We start from the raw sequence: 14514 nt of genomic DNA on the forward strand, positions 1-14514 counted from the left end.
GAGGACGTAGCCCATATGGGCTAAGCGAGCTCCGTCAATCAATTCCGCTGTACGTGGAACTTCGACGTTTTACGGCCCCAGCGTGACGGCTGGGGCCGCAGGAGGTGTTGTGTGCCTCTGGGGCAATGATCAGAGCACCGCCACTGAACGGCACACAGGTGCGGATGTTCCAACGCGTTGCGGCCGGCGATGCCGTGCTGCCATGCGGACCGGGAAGGTTGCAGGCCGCGCCAGGACCGTATCATGATGACGTCAACCAACTCGTATCGAATGCGAGTCGGATCGACGGTTTCGGCACCGGCCTTCAAGGCCCAAGGTTCTGGAGCCGCATCACGTTTGCAGCGGGTTTCTTTCCTTGATGCCGATTGTTGTTCGGAGCCGACATTGAATCACGACGCATTGGCCAAGCTCACCGTCACCGTCGTTGTTCTGGTCGCGTTGCTGATGTGGCGCGTTACCGATCAGAGGAAGTCGGTCGATTGCGGAGCCGGCTGTCCGACCGATGTCTCCGCAATCCGCAAGACCGCTCCATAGCAAGACCGCTCAATAGCAAGTCCGCTCGATAGTCAGACCAGCGTCGCGCACGTGGCGTCTCGCGTGGCGCTGCTTCGGTTGACGTCAACGTCACTCGCTCAGCGTTTCGCCGGCGGACCGCTCTTGTTGCCGGGCAATCCCTTGACGTTTGACGGATCCTGCTCCTGGACATGCAGGTTTTGCGAGCCTGAGCCAACCGTGCTCTGGCCCGGGGGCGGTCCGTTCTTGTTGCCCGGCGCCCCGCTGATGCCGGTCCCGGAATTCTGGGCGCTCGGAGATGTCGCGGCGTCCGTGGAACCGGTCGCGGCATCGGGGCGCCCCGGAGGCGTGGCGGCTGCACCGGAACGCTGCTGATCGCCGACATAGCCGGATTCACCGGAGTTGCGGGTCTTGGCGCCCTTGTCGGCTTCGTTTTGCAGATTCTGCGCGGCCGCGATCGGCGCGGTTGCCGTGATCGCTGCGATGAGCAGCGCGATCGTGCTGGTCCTCATGAGAGTTCTCCTTGGGTTACCTAGGACAACTCGTTTCGCGGCCATCATTTCCTGCGCGCGCAGGAATTTGTCGCGATGGAACACACGACCAGCTTGATCACGGCGCAACACGCGACGGCAAAGCCTGCGGGTAACGAAGCGGTGTGAGGCTACTTCCTCGTGCTTCGCCGTGCCCCTATCGGCCACAGCGCGGTGCGTATATCGTCGGCAGCAACGACAAGATCGACCCGGCGCACCGGGTCGCGACGTCAGATGAGGAAATGATGTCCGACAAGCTGCTGTTTTCGCCGATGACCATCCGCGGCGTCACGCTGAAGAACCGCATCGTGGTGCCGCCGATGCACCAGTATTCCGCCGAGAAGGGCTTTCCGACCGACTGGCATCTGATGAACGCCGGCAAGTTCGCCGCCGGCGGCGCCGGTCTCGTGATCGTCGAATCGACCAAGGTGGAGCGGCGCGGCTGCGGCACGATCGGCGATCTCGGCATCTGGGACGACAAGTTCGTCGCGCCGCTCGGCCGCATCGTGGGCTTCATCAAGCAGCAGAACGCGGTTGCCGGCATCCAGCTCGGCCATTCCGGCCGCAAGGCGCGCGCGAGTCGCCCCTGGGAAGGCGACCGTCCGCTGGAACGCAGCGCCGCAATCGAGGATTGGGACGCCTGGACGCCGGTGGCGCCGAGCGCGATCGCCCATAGCGAGCGCTGGCCGGTGCCGCGCGCGCTCGAGACGCATGAGGTGAAGGACCTCGTCGCGGCCTGGGGGCAGGCGGCGCGGCGCGCGCATCAAGCCGGGTTCGAGGTGCTCGAACTGCACGGTGCCCACGGCTATCTCGTGCACGAGTTTCTCTCGGAGCGTTCGAACCAGCGCAATGACGACTATGGCGGGTCGGAATCGAACCGGATGCGCTTCCTGATCGAGGTGACGGAGGCGGTGCGAGCCCATTGGCCGGATCACAAGCCGCTGTTCGTGCGGCTGTCAGTCGAGGACAATGCCGGCTGGGGCCCGGAGCAGAGCGCCCGGCTGGCCAAGATTCTGAAGGCGAAGGGCGTCGATGTGATCGACTGCTCGTCGGGCGGAATCAGCGAGATGGCACCGATTCTGGGCAAGGAGATCAAATACAACTATCAGGTGCCGCTTGCGGAATATGTCCGCAGCCATGCCGATATCATGACCATGGCGGTCGGGTTGATTATTCACGGCGACCAGGCCGAGCGGATCCTGCACGATAAACAAGCAGATTTGATCGCGGTCGGGCGGGAAATCCTCAATAACCCCAACTGGCCGATGGATGCGGCATTGAAACTCGGGGTTGAAGGGCCATTTCGCAATGTTCCTCCGCAGTTTGGCTATTGGCTGGGCACGCGGGCCAAGCGCGGATTCGGGACCCAGCCGTCGACCTGGCAGACCGGGTTGCGGGAAGGTGGTCCAGAGGCCGACTTTGGGCTGACACGGAGCTGACTTGAGAGGGCCGATCTGGGCGGACCAGGGCATCGTGACAGGACCGTAATGGTCCGGTGACGGGGCGGCCTTGATCCGACCAAAAAGCCGTTGTGTGGTGCCCCGCGTCGGGGTGAGGCAGGCCGTATATTGCGAAACGTTGCCGGCCGTTAGCGAAGGGATCACGGATAATGCGCAAACATGTTGGCTTCTTCCTCGGAACGGTTGCGGGCGCGTGTCTCACCCTGCTCGTGGCCTCGCCGCAGGGGGCGCATCTGTTCGCCGTCGCCAATGCCGCCGCGCATTCCGACAACACCTATTCGCAGCTCAATCTGTTCGGCGAGGTGTTCGAGAAGGTCAAGACCGACTACGTCGAGAAGCCCGAGGACTCCAAGCTCGTCGAAGGGGCGATCAACGGCATGATCTCCTCGCTCGATCCGCACTCCCGCTACATGAACGAGAAGGGCTGGGCGGAGATGCAGGAGACCACGCATGGCGAGTTCGGCGGGCTCGGCATCGAGGTCACGATGGAAGACGGTTTCGTCAAGGTGGTGGCGCCGATCGACGACACGCCGGCCTCGCGCGCCGGCATCATGTCGGGCGACGTGATCACCTCGATCGACGATGACCAGATCCAGGGCATGACGCTCGACCAGGCCGTCAACAAGATGAAGGGCGCGCCCAACAGCTCGATCCGGCTGAAGATCGTCCGCAAGGACGCCGACAAGCCGATCGAGCTATCGATCACCCGCGAGATCATCCGAGTCCGCCCGGTGAAGTATCACGTCGAGGGCGGCGACATCGGCTATATCCGGATTACCTCGTTCAACGAGCAGACCACCGAAGGCCTGCACAAGGCGATCGCGGAGATCCAGAAGGAGATCCCGCAGGACAAGCTCGCGGGTTATGTCGTCGACCTCCGCAACAATCCGGGCGGCCTGCTCGACCAGGCGGTTTCCGTGACCTCGACCTTGATGCAGCGGGGCGAGGTGGTCTCGACCCGCGGCCGCAATCCGGAAGAGACGCAGCGCTTCACCGCCCATGGCGGCGACATGACCAAGGGCAAGCCGATGGTCGTCCTGATCAACGGCGGCTCGGCCTCGGCGTCCGAGATCGTCGCCGGCGCGCTGCACGACCACAAGCGCGCGACCCTGATCGGGACCCGCTCGTTCGGCAAGGGCTCGGTGCAGACGATCATTCCGCTCGGCGCCGGCAATGGCGCGCTGGCTCTGACCACGGCGCGCTATTTCACCCCGTCAGGCCATTCGATCCAGGCGCTCGGCATCAAGCCCGACATCGAAGTGCTGCAGGACGTGCCGGACGAGTTCAAGACCCGCTCGGAGTTGAAGGGCGAGGCCTCGATGCGCGGCCATCTCGCCGCCGAGGGCGCAGAGCAGACCGGTTCGCAATCCTACGTCCCGCCGGATGAGAAGAACGACAAGGCGCTGGCCGCGGCGTTCAACCAGCTGCGCGGCGTCACCGTCAACGCCGACGCCAAGAATGCGGACAAGGCCGCGCAGAAGCGGCCGGTGCCGAACTAGGGCAGGATGTTTCCGTTGTCATGGCCGGGCGTAGCCGTCCGAAGGACGGCGTCGCTTCCGCTCACCTGTGACCCGGCCATCCATCTTCCTTCGCAGGCTCTTTCCAAATCGATGGATGCCCGGTTCAAAGCCCGGGCATGACGAGCCCTGTGTAGCGAAGCTTACGCCGCGCCGGCGACAGGTTTGCGCCGGCGGACGGCGCCTGCACCCGCTGACGGCCCCTGGCGATGCCCGGCCAGCAGCTCGCGGATCTGGGCGGCCGGCTTCGGCGGGCTGAACAGATAGCCCTGCATTTCCGAGCAGCCGAGCTCGCGCAGCAATTGCTGCTGCTGCGCGGTCTCGACGCCTTCCGCCGTCGTGGTCATGCTGCGCTCGGCGGCGATGTTGACGACCGCCTCGACGATGCCGGCCGAGCCCTGCGGATCGGCGATGTCGGTGACGAAGCAGCGGTCGATCTTGATCTTGTCGAACGGGAAGCGCTTCAGATAGCTCAGCGACGAATAGCCGGTGCCGAAATCGTCGAGCGCGATCCGGATGCCGATGGCGCGGAGCTGGTGCAGCGCGGCGAGCGCCGTCTCGTCGTCACGGATCAGCACGGCCTCGGTGATCTCGAGCTCCAGCCGTCCGGCTGACAGGCCCGACGCCGCAAGCGCCGCGATCACCTTGAGTGCCAGCGTGCCGCTGCGGAACTGCACCGGCGAGACGTTGACCGCGAGCTTGATCTGGTCGGGCCAGTTCACGGCTTCCTTGCAGGCCGTCATCAGCACCCATTCGCCGAGCTGGTTGATCAGGCCGGTCTCCTCGGCGATCGGCACGAACTCCGCCGGCGAGATCATGCCGCGTGCCGGGTGGCGCCAGCGCACCAGCGCCTCGCAGCCGGTGATCTCGTTGCTGCGCAGGTCGACGCAGGGCTGATAATACACTTCGAGCCCGCTGCCGGCCGAGATCGTCTGCCGCAGCTCCATCTCGAGCTCGCGGCGGGCGCGGGCGTCGGCATCCATCGCCGGCTCGAAGAAGCGCGCGACGCGACGGCCGGCCGACTTCGCCGCATACATCGCAAGGTCGGCGTTCTTCATGATCTGGTCGAGATCGGTGCCGTCCTTCGGCGCCAGCGCGATGCCGATGCTGGCGTCGGTCGTGACCTGGTGGCCGAGGCATTGATAGGGCGAGCGGATCACCTCGTAGATGCGTGCGACGAGGTCGGTGACCTCGACCTCGCTCCGCACGCCGGTCTGCACGATCGCGAATTCGTCGCCGCCGAGACGGGCGACGAAATCGCCGTCGCCGATCACGCCGCTCAACGTCCTCGCCACGGATTTGAGCAGCTCGTCGCCGACCATGTGGCCGAGCGAGTCGTTGACGCCCTTGAATTCGTCGATGTCGATATAGAGCACCGCGAGCTGGCTGTCGGGCGTGACATGCGGCAGCTCGCGCTTGATCTCCTCATGGAACAGGGCGCGGTTCGGCAGGTCGGTGAGCGCATCGTAGTGGGCAAGATGCGTGATGCGCTCCTCGGCGCGGCGGCGCTCGGTGACGTCCTCGTGGGTCGCAAGCCAGCCGCCGTCGGCCAGCGGCTCGTTGACGACCTGGATCGAGCGCCCGTCGGGGGTCGTGATCACCATGGTATTGCGGACGCCGACGTCGCGCAGCACGAGGTTGACGTAACGTTCGACGTCGCCCTGGAACGAGCCGGTCAGATGGCGATGCACGATGACGTCGCGGAAGCTGCAGCCGGGCCGGATGACGTCAGCGGACAATCCGTACATCTCGATGTAGCGCTTGTTGCAGATCACCAGGCGCTGAGCAGCATCGAACAGCAGCAGACCCTGGGTCATGTTGTTGACGGCGGTGTCGAGCCGGAGCTTCTCCAAGGTCAGACGCTGCTGCTGGGTACGGTGCTGCTGCAACAGCTTGCGCACCACGAGCGTCAGCAGGGTCGCGATCGCCAGCACGGAGATGCTGGTCACCGCGATCAGGATGGCGATCTGCTCGCGCCAGTTGGCGAGTGCCGCTTCGGTCGTGGTCGTCGCGACGACGACAATCGGGAACTTGGTGAGCGCGCGCGACGACACCAGACGGTCCTTGCCGTCCACCGGGCTGGTCAGCCGCGAGGTGCTCGCTGGCTGCTCGAACACCTGCTGCTGGCTGGCAGGGCCGGTGCGGAAGTTCTTCCCGATCATCTCTTCGACATGAGGATAGCGCGCCAGCAGCGTGCCGTCGCGATGGTGCATCGAGATCGCGGCGCCTTCGCCGAGCGCAACGGTGGAGAAGAATTTCTCGAAGGTCGCCGGTTCGATACCGCGGCCGACCACGCCGAGGAACTCGCCATGCGGGCCCGTGACCTTGCGGACGATCGCGGTGGTCCAGGCTCCGCTGACGCGGCTGACCACCGGCGCGACCTGCATGTCGGGCGAGTAGGGGCTCGACTTGAAGATCTGGAAGTAACTGCGATCGGCGACAGAGGCCTGCGGCAGCGGCCAGACGCCCGAGCTGTTGATCAGCACGCCGTCCGCGTCGAACACGTTAAGGCTGCCGACATTCGACAGCGCGTCCATCTTCGATTTGAGGATCGCGTGAATATCAGCCGTCGACATCCGGCGCCTGTAAGTCTCAGGCGTCGAGATCCCGTTGTCGCGAATGAACGCGATCAGGTCGCGCTGGACGACCTCGAAATCCTCGAGCTGCTGGTCGAAATGCCGCGCCAGCAGCAGCACGGTGTTCTCGAGCTCGCGCTCGCTGTTGTGCAGGGCGCGCTCGCGGAAATTCTCGGCCATCAGGGTGGCGCCGATTGCGATCGCGGCCATCAGCACGGCGCCGCCAAGGATCAGCCAGCGGATCGGACCGCTGCCGATCACCGAGTTGATGTTGAACGAGGCGTTGCCGTTTGGATTCATCTGACGCTATCGCTTCCAGGCGTTTCACCCGGAAGTAGGTTTCGTGCACCTCCGGCCCGCGAAAGTCGTATCCAAACGAGATGGAGCGCCGGTTAGCGAGATTGGTTAACGAATGGTTGCTTGGGTGGACGGGCGCGCTCGCCGTTCGACTAACCGGCCGATACGGCAAGCTGCCGGTTGACAAGGCGGAGGCCCGATTCCGGATCGTGCGTCGGCAGATAGATCGTCGGACGGCTTTGGGCAAAAGCTTTGATAGCATCAAGTGTGGCTTTTGCGATATCGACGCCGGCACTTACTCCGTCGACCGTGCCCGAAAGCATGAGCGCCTGATTGTAGGAGGTGTCACCGGCGAGGAAAATTGCGGTGTCGCCGTCCTGAACAACGACCGACATATGGTTTGGTGTGTGTCCAGGCGTTGCCACCGCAACAATGTCGCCGGCCTTCGTTAGCCGCCGGCTGCGCTTGAACGAGCCAAATTGTTCCGCCGGCAGCTCGACCGGCGTTGGGTCGAACCAAGTGGGCCAACGATGCGGAAGATACCCCCGCAGCCGCCCGAGCAATCCGCGCGCCTGGGCGAGTTCACCGGCTGGGACAATGATTTCGCTGTTGGGGAAGTGCGCAAGGCCTCCGTCGTGATCCATATGAAGGTGCGTGAGCACGACTTTTCTTACGTCGCGGGCACCAATCCCCAGGGCCCGGAGCTGCGGCCCGATTTCTTGCTCGCGCTCGATCTGGAAGCCGACTTCCCATCTCACATAGGGATTGAGCTCGCGCGAATGCTCCAGCAGATGTGTCCCTTGGCCGCTGTCGACGACAATGACGCCTTCGGGATGCTCGATCGCCCATGCGAATGTCGGCACCCAGTCGGTCCAGTTCGGATCTAGAAATATGTCAACGAGGCCGTGGCCCCGGCCCTTGACCTGGGCGGTTTTGATTTTGACGGTTCCTGTCTGGATAGGATGGATGCGCATCTGGTGTCTCATTGGAGCGTTGGTGGACCCAGAATGCGCGCCCTTGCCGATGAACGGAATTGTCGAGAGTTATTGAGTTGATATACAAAAATGCATGGAGAAGAATCCGAGCTGGGAACTCTACAGGTCATTTCTGGCGGTCCTGCGCGAGGGGAGCCTCTCGGGCGCGGCGCGCTCCCTCAAGCTCACCCAGCCAACCGTCGGCCGGCACATTCGTGAGCTGGAGGCCACTCTCGGTATGCCGCTCTTCACGCGTGCCCAGGATGGCCTGAGGCCGACCGCGGCGTCCGTCGTTGCGCAGCCGCACGCCTTGGCCATGGCCGCTGCCTCCGAAACATTGCTGAGAGCGATTTCGAGCAAAGCTGGCCAGCCCCGCACAGTGGTCCGCCTCGCGGCCTCCGAGATCGTTGCGACGGAGATTCTTCCGCCAATTCTTACTGAACTGGAACGGAGCCAGCCGGGATTGGTCGTCGAGATCTCCGCTTCGGACCGGTTGGAAGACCTGTTGCGGCGGGATTGCGATATCGCCATTCGCATGGTGAGGCCGACACAGGCCGATCTCGTCGCGCGCAAGGTGGGCCAGGCTCGGCTGGGATTCCATGCTCACACGAACTACCTGGAAAAGAACGGCAAACCCGCCAATTTACGCGAGCTGAGCCGGCATTGCCTGGTGGGCTTCGATCACGAGACCGCTGCCGTCCGAGCCTTGTATCGGCTCGGCCTCCAATTGAGGCGAGACGACTTTACCCTGCGGTCCGACAACACGCTTCTTCAGTTGGCGGCTATCAGGGCGGGATTCGGAATTGGAATTTGCCAACGCGCGGTCGTGCGCGAGGACACCCAAATCATGCATCTCCTGCCTAAGGAATTTTCACCGAGCCTCGATGTCTGGGTCACGATGCATCAGGACTTGCGCAAGAGTCCGCCGATGAGATCAATGTTCGACCATTTGGTCGAAGCGCTGAAACTTGTCTATCAGTCGTCCGCGCGATAGTGCCCGGATTTGCCGCCGATCTTCTCGATCAGATGAATGCGTTCGATGCGCACGCCGCGCTCGACCGCCTTGATCATGTCGTAGATCGTCAGGCAGGCGACCGAAACCGCGGTCAGCGCCTCCATCTCGACGCCGGTCGGCCCCGTCACCTTGACGCTGGCGCGGACGATGCAGCCGGGCAGCTTGGCGTCGGTTGCGATATCGATCGTGACCTTGGTCAGCGCCAGTGGATGGCAGAGCGGGATCAATTCCGAGGTCCGCTTCGCCGCCATGATGCCGGCGATCCGCGCGGTCGCCAGCACATCGCCCTTCTTGGCCTGGCCGGATTCGATCAGCGCGAGCGTTGCCTTGCTCATCAGCACGCGGCCTTCGGCAACCGCGGTCCGCTCGGTCGCCGGCTTGGCCGAGACGTCGACCATGCGCGCGTCGCCCTTGGCGTCGATATGGGTGAGGGCGGTACCCGAGCCCGACGGCTCGGCTTTGGTGTTGGCTTTGGTCTTCCGCGCCATCGCGTCAGCGCGTGCCGGTGGCGCGCGATGCGGTCGGCCGCGTCAGCAATGCGCGGGTCGCCGCGGTGACGTCCTGCTGGCGCATCAGGCTCTCGCCGACCAGGAAGGTCGACATCCCAACGCGCTCCAGGCGGGCGAGATCGTCAGGCGTGAAGATGCCGCTCTCGCCGACCATCACGCGGTCGCGCGGGATCAGCGGCGCCAGCGCCTCGCTGGTCGCGAGCGTGGTCTCGAAGGTACGCAGATTGCGGTTGTTGACGCCGATCATCGGCGAGCGAAGGTTCAAGGCGCGGTCGAGCTCGGCCCGGTCGTGGATCTCGATCAGCACGTCCATCCCATACGACAGCGCGGCGTCCTCGATCTCTTTGGCGGCGGTGTCGTCGAGTGCGGCCATGATGATCAGGATGCAGTCGGCGCCATGGGCGCGCGCCTCCGCCACCTGATAGGTGTCGAACATGAAGTCCTTGCGCAGCACCGGCAGATTGGTCGCCGCACGGGCCGCCACCATGAAGTCGAGATGGCCCTGGAACGAGGGCGCATCGGTCAGCACCGACAGGCACGCCGCGCCACCGGCCTCATAGGCTTTCGCGAGAACGGGCGGATCGAAGTCGGCGCGGATCAGCCCCTTCGAGGGCGAGGCCTTCTTCACTTCCGCGATCAGGGCATACTCGCCGCTTGCATGCTTGTCCCTGAGGGCGCGGACGAAGCCGCGCGGGGCGGGGGCCGATTTAGCCTGCGCCTCGACGTCGGCGAGCGGACGCGCGCGCTTCGCAGCGGCGATCTCCTCGCGCTTGTAAGCCTCGATCTTGGTCAGGATGTCCGACATCTCTGTACTCTCAACCGTTGGAAACCGCGACCAGATGCTTCAGCCGTGCCGCGGCAGCGCCGCTGTCGAGCGACTGGGTACCGATCGCAACGCCTTCCTTCAGATCCTTGGCGCGGCCGGCAACGATGAACGCAGCGGCCGCGTTCAGCAAAGCGACGTCGCGATAGGCGCTCGGCTTGCCGTTCAGCACGCTGGACAGCGCGACCGCGTTGGCATCGGCATCGCCGCCCTTCAGCGCCTCGCCGCCGACGCGGCCGAGGCCGGCATCCTCCGGCGTGACCTCTGATGTCGTGATCTCGCCGTTCTCCAGCCTGGCAACGAAGGTCGGGCCGGTGAGGGTGATCTCGTCGAGGCCATCGGAGCCGTGCACGACCCAAACCTTGTCGGAGCCGAGGTTCTTCAGCACCTGCGCCAGCGGTTGCACCCACTGCCGCGAGAACACGCCGACCATCTGCCGCTTGACGCCGGCCGGGTTCGACAGCGGTCCGAGCAGGTTGAAGATGGTGCGGGTGGCGAGCTCGACCCGGGTCGGGCCGACATTCTTCATGGCCGGATGATGCGCCGGCGCGAACATGAAGCCGATGCCGGCCTCCTTGATGCAGCGCCCGACCTGTTCGGGCGTCAGGTCGATCTTGACGCCGAGCGAGGCCAGCACGTCGGCCGAGCCCGAACGGGACGACAGCGCGCGGTTACCGTGCTTGGCAACGGGCACGCCGGCGCCGGCCACGATGAAGGCGGCGCAGGTCGAGACGTTGACCGAGCCGGAGCCGTCACCGCCGGTGCCGACGATGTCGACGGCCTCGGCCGGCGCCCTGACCGGCAGCATCTTGCCGCGCATCGCGCTCACGGCGCCGGTGATCTCCTCGACGGTCTCGCCGCGCACCCGTAGCGCCATCAACAGCCCGCCCATCTGCGAGGGCGTGGCATCGCCCGACATCATGCTGTCGAAGGCAGACGCCGCTTCTTCACGCGTCAGCGTGGCGCCGGTGGCGACTTTTCCGATGATCGATTTCAGGTCGTCCATTCGCTGGCTCAGGTCTGTTGTTGGAGCGCGACAACGCGGAAAGCGTTTGCACCGGGATCATGCTCAATTATTTGCGCCTGTCACCTGTGCGAAGGCTGCCTGGTTGACGGTCACGCCGATGTCGGACTCGATCTTCGAGACATATTGCGCGACCTGCTCGTCGCTCAACGAGCGCCGCAGCGCCTCGGTGAGCTGCTTGACCTCGTTGGAGGCAAAGTCGACCGGGGGCACCGTCACGTCGGTGACGCGGAACACGACCCACTGGCTGCCGCCGGCGACTGACGTCTGTCCGTCGCTGTCCTTGGCGGTGCGGAAGGCGGCTGCGATCACGCCGGCCGGCACGTTCGGCAGGGTTGCCTCGCGGCGGAAGTTCGCCGCGGTCTCCACCTTGACGCCGGCCGCGGTGGCTTCGTCGGCGAGCTTGGCACCGCCATCGAGCTTCTGCACGATCTCGGTCGCCTTGGCGCGCAGCTTGGCGGAGACCTGGTCCTCGCGCCATTTGGCCTCGACCTGGTCGCGGACCTCGTCGAGAGTGCGCTCGCGCGACGGCGTGATGCCGAGCACGTCGTACCAGACATAGCCGTTCTTGAACTGGATCGGGTCGTTGTCGACACCGACGTCGCTGTTGAAGGCCTGCGACACCACGTCGAGGCCTTGCGGAATGTTGGACGCGACCTGGCCGTTCGGCAGACGCCCCGAGCGGTCGACCGCGTCTATCGTGACGGCGGTCAGTTTCAGCTTCTGCGCCGCATCGATGACGCTGGAGCCGCCGCCGCGCTCGTCTTCCATCTTGTCGCGCAGCTCGGCGACCCTGGTACGGGCGCGCTCGGAGGCGATCTCGTTCTTCACCTGCTGGGCGAGGCTCTCATAGGTCGGGGTCACGCCGGGCTCGATCTTGCCGACCTTGACCAGCGCGATGCCGAAGCGGCCCTGGACCGGCTGGCTGACTTCGCCTGTGGGCAGCGCGAAGGCGGCATCGCCGACCGCCGGATCGAGGATCGCCGACTTTGCAACCAGACCAAGATTGACGTCGGCCGGATTGAGCTTGCGCTCCTTGGCGATGTCGTCGAACGAGGTGCCCGACGCGATGCGGGCGCGGGCAGCCTGCGCCTCACCGGCGTCCGGGAATACGATCTGCGATACCTCGCGCTTTTCCGGCGTGCTGAGCCGGTCCTTGCGTTCTTCGAACAGCTTCCTGGCATCCTCATCCGACACCGTTTCCCACTTGCCGATTTCCTCGGGCGTGATCGCGACGAAGGAGATCTTGCGGTATTCGGGCGCGCGGAATTGAACCTTGTGGTCCTCGAAATAGGCGGCGAGCGCCTCCGGCGAGGGCGGATCGATGGTGCCGGCCTGTGCAGCGCCGAGCGTGACGTAATCGATCGAGCGCTGCTCGTTCTGGAAACGGGTCAGCGCCTCGACCATCGATTTGGTCGGCTCGATCCCGGACGAGACGGTGCCGGCGATCTGCCGCCGCAGGCCGACGCGGCGCTGCTCGGCGATGTAGCGGCCCTCGGTGTAGCCGAAGTTGCGGATCACGGACTGGAAGCGCTGCGGGTCGAACTGGCCGTTGAGGCCCTTGAAGTTCGGATCGTTGTAGATCGTGCGCAGCACCTCGGCGTCGGACTGGTTGAGGCCCATGCGGCGCGCCTCCTCGTCGAGTGCGGCCTCCGCGAGCGTCTGCTGCAGCACCTGGCGGTCAATCCCGAAGGCGCGCGCCTGATCCGGGGTCAGCGGGCGGCCGAACTGGCGGCCGAGCTGCTGCAACCGGTCGGTGTAGATCTGGCGGAACTGCTCAGCCGAAATCTCGGTCCCGCCGACCTTGGCGAAGGTCGACTGGCCAAACCCCTTGAAGATGTCGGCAATGCCCCAAATTCCGAAACTGACGATCAAAACGCCCATCACCACGGCCATAATCGTCTTGCCGAGCCAGTTTGATGAGGCTTTCCGCATTCCTCGAAGCATGGGTCCAACTTGTTTTACAGGAGGGGAACCGGATCGTGCCCAAATGGGACCAAAAGTCGGGACTTTTTGTCCGGCAGCAGGGCGTCACCGAATTGAAAACGCTTATAAAGTGGCGGAAGCCCCCCCGCAACCATGGGTGAGGGGAACGGATCGGAGCGGTAAAGCGCCGCGCAGCGGGCTTTGAGCCGCGCTCTGGAAGTCATCGCCGGCCTCTGGTAGCGCATGGCGACGCTTCGAAGATGGGAAATCCGACATGACCGACGCCATCCGGCCGCTGATCGCCGGCAACTGGAAAATGAACGGCCTGAAATCCTCTTTTGCCGAATTCGAGGCGATGCTGGCCGGCGCCGGCGACGTCGCCGCCAAGGCCGATCTCCTGGTCTGTCCGCCGGCGACCTTGGTCGGGGCCTTTGCCGACAAGGCGCGCGGTTCGAAGGTCGCCGTCGGCGCCCAGGACTGCCATCCCAAGGCGTCGGGTGCCCACACCGGCGACCTTTCGGCGGAGATGTTCAAGGATTTGGGTGCGGTCGCGATCATCGTCGGCCATTCCGAGCGACGGGCCGACCATGGCGAGACCGACGCCTTGATTCGGCAGAAGGCGGAAGCCGTCTGGCGCGCCGGACTGACCGCCATCGTCTGCATCGGCGAGACGCGCGAGCAGCGCGACGCCGGCAAGACGCTCGATGTCTGCGGCACCCAGCTCAAAGGCTCGCTGCCCGACGGCTCGACCGCGGCCAATCTGGTGGTGGCCTATGAGCCGGTCTGGGCGATCGGCACCGGCCTGACCCCGACAGCCAAGGATGTCGAGGAAGTTCATCGGTTTATCCGAGGTCAGCTCACCGATCGCTTCAAGGCCGAGGGAAACAAGATCAGGATCCTGTATGGCGGCTCGGTCAAGCCGTCGAACGCGGCCGAGCTGATGGCGGTCGCCAATGTCAACGGCGCGTTGGTCGGCGGCGCCAGCCTGAAGGCGTCCGACTTCCTGGCGATCGCGGCGGGCTGCTAGGCGGCCGCCTGCTCCACACCGAGCTCTCACACCGTCATCCTTGAGGTGGCCGCTTCTTCAGCGGCCCTCGAAGGATCGACGGCCCGGCTGGTGGCCGTCGACCCTTCGAGACGCGCTGCGCGCTCCTCAGGGCATGTGAATTTTTTGTGGCTGGGGCAAAAAATGTAGCCGGAGCGATAGCGGATGTGATTCCCTGCACTGGCAGAATTGCAGGAAGCGCGAGATGGCTGAAGACAAGCTTTTTGGAGAGCTGCCCGAGCAGCCGAAGCCGCGAACTGATGCGGCGCCCGCGGGCGAGCCGCGTCTGCGCAAGCCGCAGCGGG

12 protein-coding genes are annotated in these 14514 nt (G+C 64.8%); 5 read left to right on the forward strand and 7 right to left on the reverse strand.

Features of this window, described 5'->3' with window-relative positions; genetic code table 11:
- Positions 1–243: 243 nt before the first annotated feature.
- Positions 244–534, forward strand: a complete 291-nt coding sequence (locus FNJ47_RS07430; RefSeq protein WP_163152142.1) for a hypothetical protein — start codon at positions 244–246, stop codon at positions 532–534.
- 98 nt (positions 535–632) lie between these two features.
- Here the strand turns inward: FNJ47_RS07430 and FNJ47_RS07435 are convergent, their stop codons facing one another.
- Positions 633–1025: a hypothetical protein gene (locus tag FNJ47_RS07435; RefSeq protein ID WP_163152144.1), complete on the reverse strand. Its 393-nt coding sequence runs from the start codon at positions 1023–1025 to the stop codon at positions 633–635.
- 263 nt (positions 1026–1288) lie between these two features.
- Between FNJ47_RS07435 and FNJ47_RS07440 the strand changes: the two genes are divergently transcribed.
- Positions 1289–2482 (forward strand): NADH:flavin oxidoreductase/NADH oxidase, encoded by a 1194-nt coding sequence (locus FNJ47_RS07440; protein ID WP_165445584.1) that lies wholly within the window; start codon positions 1289–1291, stop codon positions 2480–2482.
- A gap of 170 nt (positions 2483–2652) precedes the next feature.
- On the forward strand, positions 2653–4002 hold the full coding sequence (locus FNJ47_RS07445) for a S41 family peptidase (protein WP_163152148.1): 1350 nt from the start codon (positions 2653–2655) through the stop codon (positions 4000–4002).
- A 161-nt stretch (positions 4003–4163) separates the two neighbouring features.
- Here FNJ47_RS07445 and FNJ47_RS07450 read toward each other — a convergent pair whose 3' ends face one another.
- Together FNJ47_RS07450 and FNJ47_RS07455 are read right to left on the reverse strand one after the other, a co-directional pair.
- Entirely contained in the window at positions 4164–6896 is a 2733-nt protein-coding gene (locus FNJ47_RS07450) for a bifunctional diguanylate cyclase/phosphodiesterase (protein ID WP_163152150.1), read from the reverse strand.
- A gap of 149 nt (positions 6897–7045) precedes the next feature.
- Entirely contained in the window at positions 7046–7867 is an 822-nt protein-coding gene (locus FNJ47_RS07455; protein ID WP_163152152.1) for an N-acyl homoserine lactonase family protein, read from the reverse strand.
- A 94-nt stretch (positions 7868–7961) separates the two neighbouring features.
- Between FNJ47_RS07455 and FNJ47_RS07460 the strand changes: the two genes are divergently transcribed.
- The gene (locus tag FNJ47_RS07460; RefSeq protein WP_163152154.1) at positions 7962–8861 is read left to right on the forward strand and encodes a LysR family transcriptional regulator; all 900 of its coding nucleotides are present in this window, start codon (positions 7962–7964) and stop codon (positions 8859–8861) included.
- Here FNJ47_RS07460 and moaC read toward each other — a convergent pair.
- The 4 genes from moaC to FNJ47_RS07480 all read right to left on the reverse strand — a co-directional run bounded on the left by moaC (position 8843) and on the right by FNJ47_RS07480 (position 13185).
- The gene (gene moaC / locus FNJ47_RS07465; protein ID WP_163152156.1) at positions 8843–9370 is read right to left on the reverse strand and encodes a cyclic pyranopterin monophosphate synthase MoaC; all 528 of its coding nucleotides are present in this window, start codon (positions 9368–9370) and stop codon (positions 8843–8845) included. The genes FNJ47_RS07460 and moaC overlap by 19 nt on opposite strands.
- A 4-nt stretch (positions 9371–9374) precedes the next feature.
- Complete coding sequence (trpC, locus tag FNJ47_RS07470) at positions 9375–10196, reverse strand: indole-3-glycerol phosphate synthase TrpC (protein WP_163152158.1); 822 nt, start codon at positions 10194–10196, stop codon at positions 9375–9377.
- 10 nt (positions 10197–10206) lie between these two features.
- Positions 10207–11220: an anthranilate phosphoribosyltransferase gene (trpD, locus tag FNJ47_RS07475; RefSeq protein ID WP_163152160.1), complete on the reverse strand. Its 1014-nt coding sequence runs from the start codon at positions 11218–11220 to the stop codon at positions 10207–10209.
- A gap of 63 nt (positions 11221–11283) precedes the next feature.
- Entirely contained in the window at positions 11284–13185 is a 1902-nt protein-coding gene (locus FNJ47_RS07480) for a peptidylprolyl isomerase (RefSeq protein ID WP_163152161.1), read from the reverse strand.
- Between the two features lie 253 nt (positions 13186–13438).
- Here FNJ47_RS07480 and tpiA point away from each other — a divergent pair, with 253 nt between their 5' ends.
- Positions 13439–14191 carry a triose-phosphate isomerase gene (gene tpiA / locus FNJ47_RS07485; RefSeq protein WP_163152163.1) on the forward strand — a complete coding sequence of 251 codons (753 nt, stop codon included), beginning with the start codon at positions 13439–13441 and terminating at the stop codon, positions 14189–14191.
- Positions 14192–14514 lie beyond the last annotated feature (323 nt).

This window comes from Bradyrhizobium uaiense, from assembly GCF_010811875.1.
In the GTDB taxonomy this organism is placed as follows: domain Bacteria; phylum Pseudomonadota; class Alphaproteobacteria; order Rhizobiales; family Xanthobacteraceae; genus Bradyrhizobium; species Bradyrhizobium uaiense.